A 16,135-nucleotide genomic window follows, 5' to 3' on the forward strand; every position below is an offset into this window, starting at 1 on the left:
CATGAAGATATTAGTGCCGATCGACGGTTCCAAATATGCCATGGAGGCGGTCAAGATGGTCTCCGAGCTGGCCAGGGCCACGGGCGCTCAGGTGACCCTTATGACCGTAACGCCCTCTATTGCCGATATAGATATCGAATATACGGCCCGTGAACGGGAATCTCTGGAACAGAAAACCACGGCTTATGGAGAAAATGTCCTGGAACAGGCCGAAAAAGTGCTTGGTGCAACGGGATTAATTCCAAAGACCCTCATGATGGCATCAACCTCGGTAGCCGATGCTATCATATCGGCGGCCAAAAAGGGCAAGTTTGACCTTATTGCCGTAGGCAGCCGAGGATTAGGGGCCACGGCCCGTTTTATCATGGGTGGCGTGGCCTCGCGGGTGGTTAATCACGCCCCCTGCTCGGTGCTGGTGGTAAGGATGGAAAAATAGGCAAGGCATCCAGCAAAATATCTACAACAAAAAGGGTCTCTCTCACCGGAGACCCTTTTTGTTGCAAAGGGGGGGCGTAATTCTCCCCCTTTTGCGACTGTGTCGTAATAAATTATTTTCATTGTCCTTTATGTCGCTATGCGACATATGTGTTTCATATGTGATTTTTTATTGATAAAAAATATGTTATATTAATTCAAATGTGGGTGTTTTACTTTATCGTTCATTTTGTAAACTGGCACAAGGTTTATCAATGTCATCTGCACAACCGGCAATACCGGCAATAACAGAATTTACCTCGGGGCTTGGCCGTTTCATGGAGCGCCTGAAGACTATCTACCAGGCCATGGACAAGGCTTACGATGAGATAACAGCTTACTATGGCTGCTCCTGTGCGGGTTGTGACGGCAATTGTTGCACGAGTTACTTTTTCCATTATACGGTGGCGGAGTATCTCTACCTTGCGAAGGGCTTCCAGGCCCTCAGCCCGGAAAGACAACATGAAGTGCGGCGTCTTGCCCGTGAATTTGTAAAGGACCGCGACCGGCTGGAGGCTGAAGGGAAAAAGATTGACCTGATGTGCCCGCTCAATGATAGAGGTCTCTGCGGCCTGTACGCCTTCCGTCCGATGATATGCCGGCTGCACGGAGTCCCACACTCATATCGCAGGCCGGACCTGGCGCTGGTTCGGGGTGAAGGCTGTCCTAAACTGGTCCCGCCGGTCGTAGATACGCCGGGGCATACCATAGAGAAGCCCGCCCGCCGTGAGCTTGACCGCAGCCGATTTTATAGAGATCTGGCCAGGCTGGAACAGGAACTACGCCAGGAAATCGGCTTTGGCGAACGTATCAAGATGACCATTGCCGACATGATCACGTCCATGGAGAAACAGGAGGCATCGTAGATGGAAAAATTGACTTGCATCTTCTGCGGTGGAGAGGCCACTATCCAGGGAAAGTGATACAATGCCCGGGTAGTCTGCAAGGATTGTGGACAAGAGACGAAAAAAGAGGCCTATCAGGACCAGATAGAAAAGTGGATAGAATCTGTCTGTCTGAATACTTCCCCCGTCAAGAGGTAAATCCCGGGGCTTCCGGCCTATGGTCGGTCGCAGACCGGATGTACTCCAGGTAGCAAAATGAAAGGTATTCTCATCCGTTGGATCATAAACGCCGGCGCCCTCTTCCTCGCTGCCCGTGTGGTAGAAGGGATAGAGATCACCGGATTTCTACCGGCCCTGGCCGGTGCCTTGATCCTTGGGATACTGAACACCTTTATTCGTCCGGTTGTACTGATCTTAACCCTCCCTCTAAACGTCCTTACCTTAGGGCTTCTGACTTTTATCATAAACGGCCTTATGCTCAAAATCGCGGCCTCCATCCTTAAGGGCTTTGAGGTCCAGGGCTTTTGGCCGGCGGTCTGGGGCGCCTTGATTATAAGTACCGTAAGCTGGATAATGAACATATTCATTAACTCCCGGGGAAAGATTGAACACATCGAGATGAAAAAAGGTCGGAACGGGCAATGGGAGTAAATGTGAATTAGATAACAAACTTGTTGACAAAATTGTATATTGCGGTAATTGTATCTATATCTGGGGTACGGAGTGGTACTTCAGAGGTAGACAAAGGCGTCCACTGGACTTATTATTTATACGCGTATCCAGCGGACGTTTTTTTATTTCCCCGGGAAGAAATCTTGACGGCATTAATGTATGCACAAAAATGCGCATATCCTATATAGCCGGTCTCTAAGGAGCACATAAAAGTGTTACACCAGCCAATAACTAAAAATTACCACGACTTCATCATCGAGCGTGATCCGGAAAAGTGCATCCAGTGCCAGGTCTGCGTCCGTCAGTGCTCTTACGGCGCGCATATCTACAATGAAAAAGATGAACGGGTTACCGAAGATGAGACCAAATGCGTCGGCTGCCACCGTTGTGAGGCCCTCTGCCCCACCGGGGCCCTGACTATCAGGAGAAACCCGTCCGAATTCAGAGAAAACGCACTCTGGGCCCCGCAGTTTATCAAAAATATTTATAAGCAGGCGGATACCGGCGGCGTCCTTTTGACCGGTATGGGCAACCCTTATCCCTACCCCGTCTATTGGGATCGTATGGTCCTGGATGCCAGTCAGGTGACCAACCCCTCCATTGACCCCCTCCGGGAACCGATGGAACTCAGGACATGGCTCGGCTCTAAACCGGATGCTGTCGAAATAGAAATGAAAAAAGGCAGTCCTAAACTCACAACGCAGTTTTCGCCGCAGTTGCAGGTTAACTACCCCATCCTGTTCTCGGCCATGTCCTATGGATCTATCAATCTGAATGTTCACGTCGGTCTGGCCCGTGCTGCGGAAGAATTAGGAATTCTTTACAATACCGGCGAGGGCGGCCTGCATCAAAGCCTGTATAAATACGGTAAAAATACCATTGTTCAGTGCGCTTCCGGTCGTTTCGGCGTGGACAGCAAGTACCTTAATGCCGGTGTGGCTATTGAAATCAAAATCGGCCAGGGGGCAAAACCCGGTATCGGCGGCCATTTACCCGGCGAAAAAATAGGAAAAGAAATTTCCATCACCAGGATGATCCCGGAGGGGAGCGACGCCATCTCACCCGCGCCTCACCATGATATCTACTCCATCGAAGACCTGCGGCAACTCATTTACGCCCTTAAAGAGGCCACCGATTATGAAAAACCGGTCTTTGTAAAGATTGCCGCGGTTCATAACTCCGCAGCCATCGCCAGCGGTATAGCCAGGGCCGGAGCAGATGTCATCGCCATAGATGGATTCCGTGGAGGCACCGGAGCCGCCCCCACCATGATCCGTGACAATGTAGGCATCCCCATTGAACTGGCCTTGGCCTCTGTTGACGAAAGACTAAGGCAGGAAGGGATACGAAACCGCGTCTCCCTGCTGGCGGCAGGTGGCATCCGCTGCAGCGCCGATGTAGTAAAGGCCATCGCCCTCGGCGCAGACGCGGTATATATCGGGACGGCAGCCTTGATCGCCGTCGGCTGTACTGTCTGCCAGCGTTGCTATACCGGTAAATGCCCCTGGGGTATCGCTACGAATGATCCATATCTTGCCAAGCGGATCAATCCGGATATTGCCCACCGGAGATTGGCCAACCTGATCCGGGCCTGGGGACATGAAATCCAGGAGATGCTGGGAGGCATGGGTCTCAATGCCATCGAGAGCCTGCGGGGCAACCGTGAGAAGCTTCGCGGTGTAGGGCTGAATGAAATGGAATTAAATATCCTCGGCATTAAACATGCTGGGGCATAGGTGTGTGCGAAGATGAAAAAGGTCTATGCAAGGGAAGACGTGTGTATCGGTTGCCGGCTCTGTGAACTCGCCTGTATCGTTGAACATTCTCTATCCAAAGACATCATAAGGGCCTTTAAGCAGGAAGAGAAAAGGCCTGCGCGCAATGTCGTGGAAGAATGCGGCCCGGTCTCGTTTTCTGTCCACTGCCGTCACTGTGACGAGCCGCCTTGTGTCCAGGTCTGTATTTCCGGGGCTATGGTCAAGGATGCAAAGACCGGAAGGGTCAGAAATATACCGGAAAAGTGCGTGGGCTGCTGGTCATGCGTCATGGCCTGCCCGTATGGAGTTATCAAAAGGGACACAAACCAGGGGAAGGTGATAAAATGCGACCTCTGCCCGGACCGCGATCTGCCGGCCTGTGTCTCCGCCTGCCCCAATGAGGCCCTGTTTTACGAGGAGAGATAGGCTTATGAAATATGTCATTATTGGAAATGGTGTAGCGGCCATAGGGGCGGTAGAAGGAATACGGCATACAGACCGGCAAAATCCGGTTACTATCATTGCCGCTGAGCCCTACGCCACATACGGTCGCCCCCTTATTGCCAACCTTTTGCGGGGAAAGATACATGTGGCAGACCTGGCCTACCGTCCGGAGGCATTCTACCGCGATAATAAGGTAACCCTCTTGCTGGGACGTACTGCCACAAAAATCGATGTCGCGGCGCGCCGGGCGCTATTGGAAGATGGAGACAAAGTCCCCTACGACAAACTCCTCATCGCCACGGGCGGCAAGCCTTTTATCCCGCCCATCCAGGGTAAAGACGGACCCGATGTCTATACCTTCACCACCCTCGATGACGCCGGGAAACTGGACGCATTGGTCGGTAAAATAAAACAAATCGTGGTTATCGGCGGGGGTCTTATCGGTCTTAAGGCCGCAGAAAGCCTCAATGATCGGGGTCTTAAGGTCGCTGTGGTCGAACTGGCCGACCGCATATTGAGCACCGCCTTTGACCAGACAGCCGGGAATATCATCGGCAAACGTTTGGCCGAGGCGGGTATAGAGGTCATTACCGAAAATTCAGTTAAAGAGATCGTACGCAAAAATGATCGGGTAAAAGGCATTAAACTGAACGACGGTCAAAGGCGGAGTTGCGAGGCTGTAGTAATAGCCATCGGGGTTATCCCCGACAAGGATATCGTCAAGGGAACCGGCATAGAGACAAATCGCGGCATAGTGGTCAACGACTATCTGGAGACATCTGTCGCCGGTATTTACGCAGCCGGAGACGTGGCCGAGGCCCTCGATCTTCTCTCCGGTGAAAGGCGTGTAGTGCCGATCTGGCCCAATGCCTATACCCAGGGACAGTACGCCGGCCGGAATATGGCCGGGGCCAGAGTGGCCTATAAGGGCGGGCTTCCCATGAATTCCATTGAGTTTTATGGTATTCCCACCATGTCCATGGGTATGGCCAATCCAGCCGGTGCCGGCTATGAGGTCATAACCAAACTTATCCCTGAAAAGAATGTCTATCGGAAGCTGGTCCTCAGGGATGGGATACTGGTCGGCGCCATGCTGATTGGCGAAGTAGAAAGGGCGGGGATACTGACCGGCCTCATCAGAAACAGGGTGAAGGTCAACAGTTTTAAAGAGGAATTAATGAAAGATACCCTTAGCCTTGGTTCTCTGCCCGGGGAAATACGGGCGGAGCGGTTAAGTAATCAAGAACTATACGGAGCCGCGTGATCATGAAGAGTTGGCAGTATCAAAAGGATATTTCCGGATGCGGACTTTCCGGAATCATCAATAAGAACGGGGAAAGGATCACGGGTGAAGGCATTATCTGCTCTATAGCCTGTCAACACGACAGAGGAAATGGCCTGGGCGGAGGGTTTGCAGCCTATGGTATCTATCCTGATTTTAAGGATCACTACGCCCTGCACATTATGGCGGATAATCTTGATGCCCTCCATGCGGCTGAAGGTTTCTTAAACCAGACCGTATCTGTCGTGCATCAGGAAAAGATCCCGACCCGGCCCAACAAATACATTACCGACCCGCCTATCCTGCGTCGTTATTTTGTTGAACCGGTGAAGGAAGGGGACAGGATATGTCGCTGGCCCGGCTTGAGTGACGATGACTATATAGTCCGCGTGGTGATGAATGTTAACCGGGACATTAAAGGCGCCTATATCTTTTCAAGCGGCAAAAATATGGGGGCCTTTAAAGGCGTGGGCTTCCCGGAAGATATCGCGGACTTTTACCGCCTGGACGAGTATGCCGGTTATATCTGGACGGCCCACAACCGGTTTCCGACCAATACGCCGGGCTGGTGGGGCGGCGCCCACCCCTTTACCATCCTGGACTGGTCAATCGTGCATAACGGCGAGATTTCTTCCTACGGCATCAACAAGCGTTATCTGGAGATGTTCGGGTACCACTGCACCCTGCTTACGGATACAGAAGTAGTGGCCTATCTCCTTGATCTCATCATCCGAAGGCATGGGTTGCCTGTAGAACTGGCCTGTAAGGTCTTTGCCCCGCCATTCTGGCAGGAAATCGACCGAATGGACAAAGAATCAAAGAGGCTCTTTACGGCTATTCGTATGGTCTATGGCAGCGGCCTGTTAAACGGCCCCTTTGCCATCCTCTTTGCATACAACGGGGGTCTGGTGGGCCTTAATGATCGGGTAAAGCTGCGCCCTCTGGTCGCTGCCGTCAAAGGGGACACGGTTTATATGGCCAGCGAAGAATCGGCTATCCGCGCTATCTGCCCTGATCCGGAAAAGGTCTGGGCGCCCAAGGCCGGAGAGCCGGTTATTGTAACTATGAACAAGGGCGTTTCCACGACGAAAAAACAGCCCGGGATAAGCCCGGCCTGTGCCGGAGCAAGATAATTTTTATGAGAGACAAGGCAGAGAACCCTATGGAAATTAACGCGCAAGGAATTTACTATAAAGACTTAAACGATATGATAAGAAAGGCCGTAGGGAATGGAGAGGAAAATTTTATCCTGAGAAATGTCAACGGCCAGCGTTACATCGCGGATGGCATAAGCAAAAAAATCAGCATGGAGGTCTATGGCGTTCCGGGACAGGACCTGGGGGCCTTCATGAAGGGACCACACGTCGTAGTTCACGGCAATGCCCAGGACGGGGTGGGCAACACCATGGACGTCGGCAAGATCGTTGTCGAAGGCATGGCCGGAGATGTCGTAGGCTACGGGATGAGGGGCGGAAGGATTCATATCAAAGGCGACGCCGGCTACCGCGTCGGTATCCACATGAAGGCCTACCAGGACAAGATCCCGGTGATCGTTATCGGCGGCAAGGCCGGAGATTTTCTTGGTGAATACATGGCGGGAGGAGTAATCATCCTACTGGGCATGTTCAGTCAGGATGCCGCCAAACCCATAGCGGGTATCTTTATGGGCACCGGCATGCACGGCGGGGTTATATACGTCCGGGGCGAGGTCGATCCTCATCAACTGGGATTTGGGCTAATTCCCAAAGAGTTAGACGGCGAGGACCAAAAAACCCTTAAAATGTATCTTAAAGAATACTGCGACGACCTGGATATCGATCTTCGAAAGGTATTATCTGTGCCATTCAGGAAGGTAGTCCCTTTCTCACACCGACCTTATGGGAATATGTATGCATACTAAGCGGTCGGCTCCCGGCAGGATAAGAGGCGCGGATATAAACGCGCTGCTGACGGCAGAAGGCTGAATACTTAACAAGTCCGGCGCGAGTCATGGTCCACCGAAAAGAAAAGAGTCGTGAGATAGGGGAGCTTACCTGCCTCTACGAGATCGCCAAAGCCCTGGGCGCCTCTCTGGACCTGAGGGCCTCTCTGCATAGCACCCTCGACATACTGGCAAAAAAACTGGGTATGACCAGGGGTACAATCACCATTCTCAATCCCATGACCGCCGAACTCCAGATTGAAGTGGCGCATGGATTGACTGCCGAGGCCCGCAGGCGCGGCAGATACAAACTAGGTGAAGGGGTCACCGGCAAAGTAGTGGAATCCGGAGAGCCTATGGTTGTCCCCAGAATCAGTGAAGAACCCTTATTTCTTAATCGAACCCGCTCCCGGGGGGATCTGGCCAAACAGGATATCTCCTTTATTTGTGTGCCGATAAAGGCCGCCCAGAAAACGGTAGGGGCCTTGAGTGTGGACAGGCTCTTCCAGACAGACGTCTCGTTAGATGAAGACCTGAGACTTCTGACCATCATTTCCTCCCTGATTGCCCAGACGGTAATCAAGATACAGACGATGGAGAAAGAAAAGGAACTCCTGATCAACGAAAATCTGGAGTTGAGGCACCGGCTGACCGACAAGTACAGTATTTCCCATATCGTGGGAAACAGCAGCCGGATGAAGGAGGTCTATGAGATGATCTCCAGGGTGGCCGGAAGCAACGCTACGGTGCTCATCCGGGGAGAGAGCGGCACCGGCAAAGAACTGGTGGCCCATGCCCTCCACTATAACAGTCGCCGGGCCCATAAACCATTTATCAAGGTCAATTGCTCGGCCTTGCCGGAAACCCTCATTGAAAGCGAACTGTTTGGCCATGAGAAAGGCGCTTTTACCGGGGCCATCCATCAAAAAAAGGGACGCTTCGAATTGGCTGAAGGAGGCTCTATATTCCTGGATGAAGTGGGCGAACTCAGCCAGAACATTCAGATCAAGTTGCTGCGCGTCATCCAGGAGCATGAATTCGAGCGTCTGGGCGGTACGCAAACGATTCACTGTGACGTTCGGATAATTGCCGCGACCAATAAGGATCTTGAAGAGGCGCTCAGCAAAGGAACGTTCAGGGAAGACCTCTACTACCGCCTCAATGTCTTTCCCATCCATATGCCGCCATTAAGGGAACGGAGAACTGATATTCTGCTCCTGGCCGAACATTTTTTAGAAAGGTTCTGCCGCGAAAACAATAAAAATATCCGCCGTATTTCCACACCGGCCATTGATATGCTCATGCAATACCACTGGCCGGGCAACGTTCGGGAGCTTCAAAACTGCATGGAAAGGGCCATCCTGGTCTGTGATGAAGAGGTTATAAAGAGCTACCATCTTCCTCCGACGTTGCAGACGCCGGGCAGCTCCAGGACCCATAGTCGCCTCTCCCTGGCCGAAGCGGTGGATAACACTGAGAAAGAGATGATTATAGAGGCATTGAAGGAGACCAGGGGCAATCAGTCCCGGGCGGCTCAATACCTGGATACGAGCCTGCGTATTCTGAATTACAAGATTCACAAGTATGGACTGGACCCAAAACAGTTCAAGGTAGGTTAAATCTCAAGACATATCTCTGCGCCCAACCGCCCTCCCCTGCCGCCCACAAGGCAAGCCCGCCGGAAAAAGGCAAGGGCAATCTATCCCGAATGCACCGACAGGCATTCATTACAATTTTGTAAAAAGTGCGCTGCCGTTATCACAAAACTGTAAAAAATATTTTATGAATAGCCACCCGACAAAAACTTAATTGTCTGTTTCTGCTGCTTTTTTTAGGATGGCATGGATGGTGCTTTTATCCTCAATCAAAAACATTGAAAGGGGAAAGTAGCGGTTATGGTTAACTCTGTAGATACTATGTTTGTTTTGCTTTCGGCAGCCATGGTCATGTTTATGACCCCGGGGCTGGCGCTATTCTACGGGGGCATGGTCCGGGGCAAGAATGTCCTGGGGACTATTATGCAGAGTTTCGTAATACTTGCGCTGATCAGCGTAGAATGGGTGCTCTGGGGGTATAGCATGGCCTTCGGCCCGGACATGGGAGGTGTGATTGGAGGCCTGGATTGGTTCGGGTTGAACGACGTGGGGTTGTCATCTTTTGCCGGTTATTCTGAAACGCTACCGCATCTTGCCTTCATGATCTTTCAGGGGATGTTCGCAGTAATAACCCCGGCCCTGATTACCGGCGCATTTGCGGAACGTATGAAGTTCAGTGCATTTTTGCTTTTCACCATATTATGGGTGACCCTGGTCTATAACCCCATCTGCCACTGGGTCTGGGGAGTAGGGGGGTGGATACGCAACCTCGGGGCCCTGGACTTTGCAGGCGGAACGGTCGTTCACATCAGTTCCGGCGCTTCTGCCCTGGCCGCGGCCTTGCTCATTGGGAAAAGAAAAGGCTATGGCACGGAACCCATGCATCCCCATAACCTGCCCATGACCATATTGGGGGCCGCCCTATTGTGGTTCGGATGGTTTGGTTTCAATGCCGGGAGCGCCCTTAGCTGCGGACCGCTGGCCGTCAATGCCTTTGTTACCACACACGCGGCAGCAGCATCAGCGGCCTTGACCTGGACAATCGTAGAATGGATATACCGCGGTAAGCCTACTACCCTGGGAACGGCGAGCGGGGCCGTGGCCGGCCTGGTGGGCATCACCCCGGCCTGCGGTTTTGTCGGCCTGCCGGCGGCCCTTATTATCGGAATGGTAGCTGGGGTTCTCTGCTACTTTGCCATCGTCATAAAAATGAAATTAGGCTATGATGACAGCCTGGACGTAGTAGGCATCCACGGTGTGGGCGGCACCTGGGGGGCCCTGGCTACCGGGCTTTTTGCGGACAAGGCCATCAATGCGGCCGGCGCAAATGGCCTTTTCTTCGGCAATCCAGGCCAACTGGGTATCCAGGCCCTCTCGGTTATTATCACGATCGGCTATGCCTTTATCATGTCCCTTATCATATTGAAGGCGCTGGATTGGATAATGGGCCTGCGGGTCAGCCCTGAGGACGAAGTGAGCGGGCTTGACCTCACCCAGCATAACGAAACAGCGTACAACTTATAAAGACCAAGCGCTCAGGAGGAGGCCGTGAAAAAGATAGAAGCGATTATTAAGCCGTTTAAGATTGACGAGGTAAAGGATGCCCTCAGCCTAATCGGGATAAAGGGCATGACCATTACCGAAGTAAAGGGTTTTGGACGTCAAAAGGGCCATAAGGAAGTCTATCGCGGGGCTGAATACGTGGTGGACTTTGTGCCCAAGATCAAGATTGAGGTGGTCATTGATGATGTGATGGTCGAGCGGGTGGTGGAAACTATTATAAAGAGCGCCCATACGGGAAAGATCGGTGACGGCAAGATATTTGTCTATTCCATAGATGAGGTGATTCGGATCAGGACAGGAGAAAAGGGCAAAGATGCGGTCTGAGGCCAATGGAGAAGTCACTTAAGGAGCATATCCGGCATCTTAAAGACCAGCGTGAAGCCATAAGGAATTCGCGAGACCCACAGCCCCCGGGCAGAGAAGCGGTTCGTGAGCTATCGGTAATAACGGATGTCTTCCTGGTCTCTGTATTCTATCAGGCAGAGAGAAAATGGCAAAAAAGCCATCCGGGAAGCCTTCGTTCCATAACCCTTGTCCCTGTCGGCGGCTATGGAAGAAATGAACTGGCGCTCTACTCTGATATCGATTTAATGATTCTCTGCGCCGGAGGATCAGACCCTGTGGCAGAATTCGTATCCGAAGAGATATTTTATCCCCTCTGGGATGCCGGCCTGGAGATAGGCCACAGCGTCAGGACCGTAACGGACTGCATCGACATCGCGGGAAAAAACTTTCACACCCAGACTTCTTTTCTGGACGCACGGTGCCTGGCCGGGAACAGAGGGCTTTTCGGAGAATTCAAAAAGAGATTCCATGAAAGGATTATCGAAGGACAAAGAAAAAAATTCTTAGAAAATATCCTGATAGAAAATCAGAAACGATATCAGAGATACGGCGAGGCGGCCTTCCTCCTGGAGCCGAATATCAAGGAGGGAAAGGGCGGCCTGAGAGATTACCATAGCATCCTGTGGACGGCCAAGGCCCTCTTTAATCTGTCCACCCTCGAGGAAATGGTAAATGCCGCCCTTCTCTCTCCGAATGACCGGACCTCCCTGGAGCAGTCTCTTGATTTCCTGTGGCGGATAAGAAACCGGCTTCATATCCTCACCGGCAGAAAAAACGATCAACTTTGCTTTGAATATCAGGAAGACATGGCCGGTACACTCGGATTTGCCGCAAGGGCAGATTTTCTCGAGGTAGAAGGACTTATGAGGGAATTCTACATGCATGCCTCGAATATCGAATATATTTCCTCTTTGTTTTTTGACCGTATCATGCATGCCTTAAAGATCAAGCCTCATGCCAAAACCGTGGCCTTACCCGATCGTATCCTGGAAAAAGGCGTATCTATTTACAAGGGAGAAATAAGGATAGACAGGCCCGAGGCCTTAATCAAAAAACCCTATCTGTTGCTGAAAATCTTTGAATACGCAGCGAGATACAAAGCAGAAATCCACCCGCGGACCGGACAGTTCATAAGAGATAACCTATGCCTGGTCAACGATTCATTCCGTTCTTCCCGCCGGACCAGCCGGTCTATGCTCAACCTTATGAAGCTGGGTTCGTCCGCCTTCAAACAACTGGAGGTTATGCTCCAAACCGGCCTCCTGGCCCTCTATATACCTGAATTTGAGAATATTCGCTGTCAGGTTCAACACGATGCCTATCACATTTATACGGTGGATAAACACTCCCTGTTGACCTTCCTGGAATTAAGCCTCATGCGGGAAGAAGACAAATACCCCTTTGCCGAGATAGACAGGCCTGAGTACCTCTTTCTAACCGCGCTGCTGCACGATATCGGCAAGGGTATAGGCCATAACCATGCCGAAAAAGGAGCGGATTTGATCCCGAAGATCGCCAAGAGAATGGGTCTGGAGGAGGAAGTCATCCGTGATATGGTTTTTCTCGTCCGCCATCACCTTCTTCTCGTTGATGTGGCCACGCGCCGGGATTTGGAAGATGAAAAGATTATTATTGAATGCGCCCAAAAGATTCAGGATATAAAAAGGTTGAACATGCTTTATCTTTTGACCATAGCCGATTCCAAAGCGACCGGGCCCCGGGCCTGGACAGCCTGGAAAGCTGCTCTGGTGGACGAACTTTACCTCAAAATCAAACACATCCTGCAACGAGGCGAATTAGCCACTCCACAGACCACAGCAAGGATACGAAAAGTCCTGTCCCGGGTCAAAGACGGTTTAACGCCGGAGCTAAAGAATCCTGCCGTGTCGAAGCATATAGAGAACATGCCGGGAGATTATCTCCTTACTGTAACACCACACAAGATCATAAGGCATCTTCAATTAGCTCAAGGGCTTAGCAATAAGAAATTTGCCCTGTTTATAGAAGCAAAAAATAGTTTCCGGGAGCTGACTGTCCTGGCCGAAGATAAGCCCGGACTCTTTGCGCAGATCTCAGGGGTGTTGGCCTTAAACGACCTCGATGTCCTTGGAACGCATATTTTTACCTGGGGCGATGGAATAGCGGTAGATATCTTTCAACTTAGAGAACTTATCGAAGAACCCGCCGACGAAATAAAATGGGAAAAGGTTACAGATGACCTGGAAAAGGCCTTGAGCGGAAGGCTCTCATTCGATTATCGACTGGCCGAGAAAACGACGCCGTTATCATTTCAGACTAAAAAACGCGGCCGTTCATCCAAAGTAGTAATCGACAATGAGATCTCGGACTTCTACACGGTTATCGAAGTCTATACAGACGACCACCCCGGGCTTCTCTACCCCCTTTCCAGGACGCTGTTTGATATGGGGCTGGATATCAGATCGGCCAAGATATCTACCAAGGTGGACCAGGTGGTGGATGTATTCTATGTGCGGGACTTGTATGGACAAAAAATATATCATCCAGAACAATGTGAAGAGGTCAAAAAGGCCCTGCTTTTCAAATTAAAAGGGGATAAAAGAACCGGCTAACGGCCCGGCTCGATATTTCTTTTCTTCGTTCTTGAACGCCGTCGCCTCTGAATAGGTAAGGAAAGTTAATGCACATTGTCCTGGCCCGGATAACCTCGAGAGTATGAGGTAGATTTATCAGGGATGATCTGCATGGAATGGATTTATAATCCGGACATTCTCAATCAACATGCCATGGGACAGATCCTCTGATAGAAGAGCCGAAGAACCTGCAAGGCGGCAGGCAGCCACAATCATGGCATCCCAAAAAGAAAAATCAAACTGTTTATGGAATTCAATCGCTTTTAAGATCAAGGGAACGGTAGTGTCAACCACTTTCCAAACAGAAAAGTCGCGTATGGTCTGTTCCGCGTCATCTACACTCATTTTTCCAGGGACCTTGCGAGTGACCGTGACAAAGAATTCTTTCAAGACCTGGACACTGATAACTCCGTTTCCCTTTTGGAAGGCTTCCGTTACCAAACGGGAAGCAATTTTATATTTTTCCTGGTCAGTCTTGTCAAAGGCATAAACTAAAATATTGGTATCGAAAAATAGGCTATCGCGCATGAAGCTTCTCTCTGGTCCAGGTCTTTTTTCCGACTTTGATAGGTCGTTCTTTCATTCGGGCAATGATTCGTTCCATAGCGCTCTGGTACTCTTCATTCTGGCGAACCAGATATTCCAATCGATCCCGGATAACCTGGGTCAGAGTTGTTCTTTTTTTTTGACATATTATCCTGGCTCTATGAAGGAGCTCTTCATCCAGAGCAAGAGTCACATTGCGTTTCATAGTTGGCCTCCTATGTTCACATATTATGTGTAATATTTAAGACGTAGAATTCTGGAAGTCAACATAAAAGTTACTGTAATCGAAGGGGAAAACAGATAAAAGATAAGAGCCGTCTCTAAACAGCTTTCATCCGGAAATCCTAGCCCCCATTAAGAGGCTGCGTCGCAATAGGTGAGGGGAAAGCTGACGCGCTATCACCCTCCCCCTGATCATAATGTGATGTAAAACACCAAGTGCGTCCAGTCGGGCTAATCTTGGCATAGAATATGATGGCATTTTTTAAAGTTTTGCGTTAAAGTTCCGATAATTACAAACGGTAGATGTGAGTTTCGGCGGATGGCTTGTGATGCAAAGACCTCGCCGGGAGGCAAGAGCAGAGGGTCCTAACCAGACGTTTGCGTTGAAGAAACGGCATCACCTTAATGGAGATGGGTGAGAATTGGACAATCCAGAACCCAGAAAACGGCATCTCGGGCTCGCCCATCTTTCTAGTCCTGGCCTGCGTACTCAAGAGACACCGGTATTTCCAGCCGCAGTCGCACTCCTCTTTTTCCTGATACTTACCATCCCGTTCCCTTCCTTTGCTCAAGTCACCGGGCCATGTTCCAACTGCCACACCATGCATTACAGCCAGAACGGCACCGTAGTTCCTGAATGGGGCGGCGACGGGCCATATTCGAAGCTGACTGTCACGAGTTGCGTAGGATGCCACTCGGCAACGGATGGCGCTACCTGGAAGAATCCGGTTACAGGGGCGCCGATTATTTACAACACCCAAGCCCCGGCCTACGGAGCGCAGTACAATGGCGGACCTCACCAGGGCCTGGCCGGAGGCAATTTCTACTGGGTGGAACACGCTGACGATAACAGGGGGCATAACGTATTCGAGAATAACCCGGACAACAACATATTTTATCCTGCTCCGGATCCCGGGGGTCTTTTTACCTGTGGGGTAACCTGTTGCCACGGCGATCTAAGCAGTACAGTTACTACAGAGTGGGGTGTAGGCCAAAAGGGCAGACAAGGTTGTACGAAATGTCATATGGGAATCCAACCACCCAGCCCGAGTTTTGGCCTCACAGCCTATCACCATGCCGAACAGCCAACTATGGAGGCCAACGGAGCGCAAGGCTTTTATCGCTTTTTGTCAAGCGTCCATGCTCGTGGCATTTACGGTCTGGAGGACCCCGACTGGCAATACACCTCTGGACCTGGCGACCACAACGAGTACTATAATAAGTATCCTATAACAGTTGGTTCAATTGCCGGGAGCCGCAGCATCGATGGGTACTGTGTCGGCTGCCATAGAAGCTTTTGGAACTGGGGTGACCACGGGGGTGGTGAGGAGTATCGCCACAGACACCCCTCTAATGAAATAATACCAAATGACGGAGAATATGTTGATGCGTTGGGGGCAGCAGGCTCCGGCACAGGCACGTATGACCCCTTGGTGCCGGTGTCACGGCAAACCCCGTTTACCGGCTGGACTGCAGCGAGCTCAACTGTAACTCTGGGGCAAGACACCGTTACGTGTCTCACCTGCCACAGGGCGCACGGGAGCCCTTATCCCGACAGCCTCAGGTGGGATTATGACGCCATGATCACAGGTGACCCGGATAAAGTTGGGGGGTGCTTCACCTGCCATACCAAGAAGAATGATGCCCCGTAAGGGCTTGACTGTCGACTGAGAAGCAGGCTGACCCCTCTCGATTACGCTATCCCCCTCCCCCTTCATAATGTGATGTAAAACACCGGATGCGCCCAGGCGGGCTTGTCTTGGCATGGGTTCTATTTCGCAATTAGGCTTTCCTTTTTCAACTTACTTTCTTACCAGCGTTATATATTGAAGCATCCAGAAGTTACACCCCCAATGG

General features: G+C 51.1%; 16 protein-coding genes. 13 read left to right on the forward strand and 3 right to left on the reverse strand.

The window, feature by feature from the left end:
* Position 1: 1 nt before the first annotated feature.
* The 12 genes from PHT49_09180 (at position 2) to glnD (ending at position 13,489) form a co-directional block, all read left to right on the forward strand.
* The gene (locus PHT49_09180) at positions 2–436 is read left to right on the forward strand and encodes a universal stress protein (protein ID MDD5452049.1); all 435 of its coding nucleotides are present in this window, start codon (positions 2–4) and stop codon (positions 434–436) included.
* 253 nt (positions 437–689) lie between these two features.
* The gene (locus PHT49_09185) at positions 690–1,340 is read left to right on the forward strand and encodes a YkgJ family cysteine cluster protein (protein ID MDD5452050.1); all 651 of its coding nucleotides are present in this window, start codon (positions 690–692) and stop codon (positions 1,338–1,340) included.
* 234 nt (positions 1,341–1,574) lie between these two features.
* Positions 1,575–1,970, forward strand: a complete 396-nt coding sequence (locus PHT49_09190) for a phage holin family protein (GenBank protein MDD5452051.1) — start codon at positions 1,575–1,577, stop codon at positions 1,968–1,970.
* Between the two features lie 233 nt (positions 1,971–2,203).
* On the forward strand, positions 2,204–3,727 hold the full coding sequence (locus PHT49_09195; GenBank protein ID MDD5452052.1) for a glutamate synthase-related protein: 1,524 nt from the start codon (positions 2,204–2,206) through the stop codon (positions 3,725–3,727).
* Positions 3,728–3,739: 12 nt separating this feature from the next.
* Positions 3,740–4,174: a 4Fe-4S dicluster domain-containing protein gene (locus PHT49_09200; protein MDD5452053.1), complete on the forward strand. Its 435-nt coding sequence runs from the start codon at positions 3,740–3,742 to the stop codon at positions 4,172–4,174.
* Between the two features lie 4 nt (positions 4,175–4,178).
* On the forward strand, positions 4,179–5,456 hold the full coding sequence (locus PHT49_09205; GenBank protein MDD5452054.1) for an FAD-dependent oxidoreductase: 1,278 nt from the start codon (positions 4,179–4,181) through the stop codon (positions 5,454–5,456).
* Between the two features lie 2 nt (positions 5,457–5,458).
* Complete coding sequence (locus tag PHT49_09210; GenBank protein MDD5452055.1) at positions 5,459–6,607, forward strand: glutamine amidotransferase family protein; 1,149 nt, start codon at positions 5,459–5,461, stop codon at positions 6,605–6,607.
* Positions 6,608–6,612: 5 nt separating this feature from the next.
* On the forward strand, positions 6,613–7,374 hold the full coding sequence (locus PHT49_09215; protein MDD5452056.1) for a hypothetical protein: 762 nt from the start codon (positions 6,613–6,615) through the stop codon (positions 7,372–7,374).
* A gap of 89 nt (positions 7,375–7,463) precedes the next feature.
* Positions 7,464–9,014 carry a nif-specific transcriptional activator NifA gene (gene nifA / locus PHT49_09220; GenBank protein MDD5452057.1) on the forward strand — a complete coding sequence of 517 codons (1,551 nt, stop codon included), beginning with the start codon at positions 7,464–7,466 and terminating at the stop codon, positions 9,012–9,014.
* Positions 9,015–9,290: 276 nt separating this feature from the next.
* Positions 9,291–10,514 (forward strand): ammonium transporter, encoded by a 1,224-nt coding sequence (locus PHT49_09225; protein ID MDD5452058.1) that lies wholly within the window; start codon positions 9,291–9,293, stop codon positions 10,512–10,514.
* Positions 10,515–10,538: 24 nt separating this feature from the next.
* On the forward strand, positions 10,539–10,877 hold the full coding sequence (locus tag PHT49_09230; protein ID MDD5452059.1) for a P-II family nitrogen regulator: 339 nt from the start codon (positions 10,539–10,541) through the stop codon (positions 10,875–10,877).
* Positions 10,878–10,882: 5 nt separating this feature from the next.
* On the forward strand, positions 10,883–13,489 hold the full coding sequence (gene glnD, locus PHT49_09235) for a [protein-PII] uridylyltransferase (GenBank protein ID MDD5452060.1): 2,607 nt from the start codon (positions 10,883–10,885) through the stop codon (positions 13,487–13,489).
* 117 nt (positions 13,490–13,606) lie between these two features.
* Here glnD and PHT49_09240 read toward each other — a convergent pair whose 3' ends face one another.
* The 3 genes from PHT49_09240 to PHT49_09250 all read right to left on the reverse strand — a co-directional run bounded on the left by PHT49_09240 (position 13,607) and on the right by PHT49_09250 (position 14,850).
* Positions 13,607–14,038, reverse strand: a complete 432-nt coding sequence (locus PHT49_09240; protein ID MDD5452061.1) for a PIN domain-containing protein — start codon at positions 14,036–14,038, stop codon at positions 13,607–13,609.
* Complete coding sequence (locus PHT49_09245) at positions 14,028–14,261, reverse strand: hypothetical protein (GenBank protein ID MDD5452062.1); 234 nt, start codon at positions 14,259–14,261, stop codon at positions 14,028–14,030. The genes PHT49_09240 and PHT49_09245 overlap by 11 nt, the downstream gene beginning before the upstream one ends.
* Before the next feature lie 307 nt (positions 14,262–14,568).
* Positions 14,569–14,850, reverse strand: coding sequence for a hypothetical protein (locus PHT49_09250; protein MDD5452063.1), 282 nt, complete (start codon positions 14,848–14,850; stop codon positions 14,569–14,571).
* Between the two features lie 30 nt (positions 14,851–14,880).
* On the opposite strand from PHT49_09250, the gene PHT49_09255 reads away from it, so the two are divergent.
* The gene (locus PHT49_09255) at positions 14,881–15,930 is read left to right on the forward strand and encodes a cytochrome c3 family protein (GenBank protein ID MDD5452064.1); all 1,050 of its coding nucleotides are present in this window, start codon (positions 14,881–14,883) and stop codon (positions 15,928–15,930) included.
* Positions 15,931–16,135 lie beyond the last annotated feature (205 nt).

The sequence above is a fragment of the Desulfovibrionales bacterium genome, assembly GCA_028715605.1.
Classification (GTDB): domain Bacteria; phylum Desulfobacterota; class QYQD01; order QYQD01; family QYQD01; genus QYQD01.

Bases quoted from the DNA above. Each gene is read 5' to 3' on its own strand.
- PHT49_09240 (MDD5452061.1), bottom strand. From the start codon at position 14,038: ATGCGCGATAGCCTATTTTTCGATACCAATATTTTAGTTTATGCCTTT.
- PHT49_09180 (MDD5452049.1), top strand. From the start codon at position 2: ATGAAGATATTAGTGCCGATCGACGGTTCCAAATATGCCATGGAGGCG.
- PHT49_09255 (MDD5452064.1), top strand. From the start codon at position 14,881: ATGCATTACAGCCAGAACGGCACCGTAGTTCCTGAATGGGGCGGCGAC.
- PHT49_09215 (MDD5452056.1), top strand. From the start codon at position 6,613: ATGAGAGACAAGGCAGAGAACCCTATGGAAATTAACGCGCAAGGAATT.
- PHT49_09210 (MDD5452055.1), top strand. From the start codon at position 5,459: ATGAAGAGTTGGCAGTATCAAAAGGATATTTCCGGATGCGGACTTTCC.
- nifA (MDD5452057.1), top strand. From the start codon at position 7,464: ATGGTCCACCGAAAAGAAAAGAGTCGTGAGATAGGGGAGCTTACCTGC.
- PHT49_09190 (MDD5452051.1), top strand. From the start codon at position 1,575: ATGAAAGGTATTCTCATCCGTTGGATCATAAACGCCGGCGCCCTCTTC.
- PHT49_09200 (MDD5452053.1), top strand. From the start codon at position 3,740: ATGAAAAAGGTCTATGCAAGGGAAGACGTGTGTATCGGTTGCCGGCTC.
- PHT49_09205 (MDD5452054.1), top strand. From the start codon at position 4,179: ATGAAATATGTCATTATTGGAAATGGTGTAGCGGCCATAGGGGCGGTA.
- PHT49_09185 (MDD5452050.1), top strand. From the start codon at position 690: ATGTCATCTGCACAACCGGCAATACCGGCAATAACAGAATTTACCTCG.
- glnD (MDD5452060.1), top strand. From the start codon at position 10,883: ATGGAGAAGTCACTTAAGGAGCATATCCGGCATCTTAAAGACCAGCGT.
- PHT49_09225 (MDD5452058.1), top strand. From the start codon at position 9,291: ATGGTTAACTCTGTAGATACTATGTTTGTTTTGCTTTCGGCAGCCATG.
- PHT49_09245 (MDD5452062.1), bottom strand. From the start codon at position 14,261: ATGAAACGCAATGTGACTCTTGCTCTGGATGAAGAGCTCCTTCATAGA.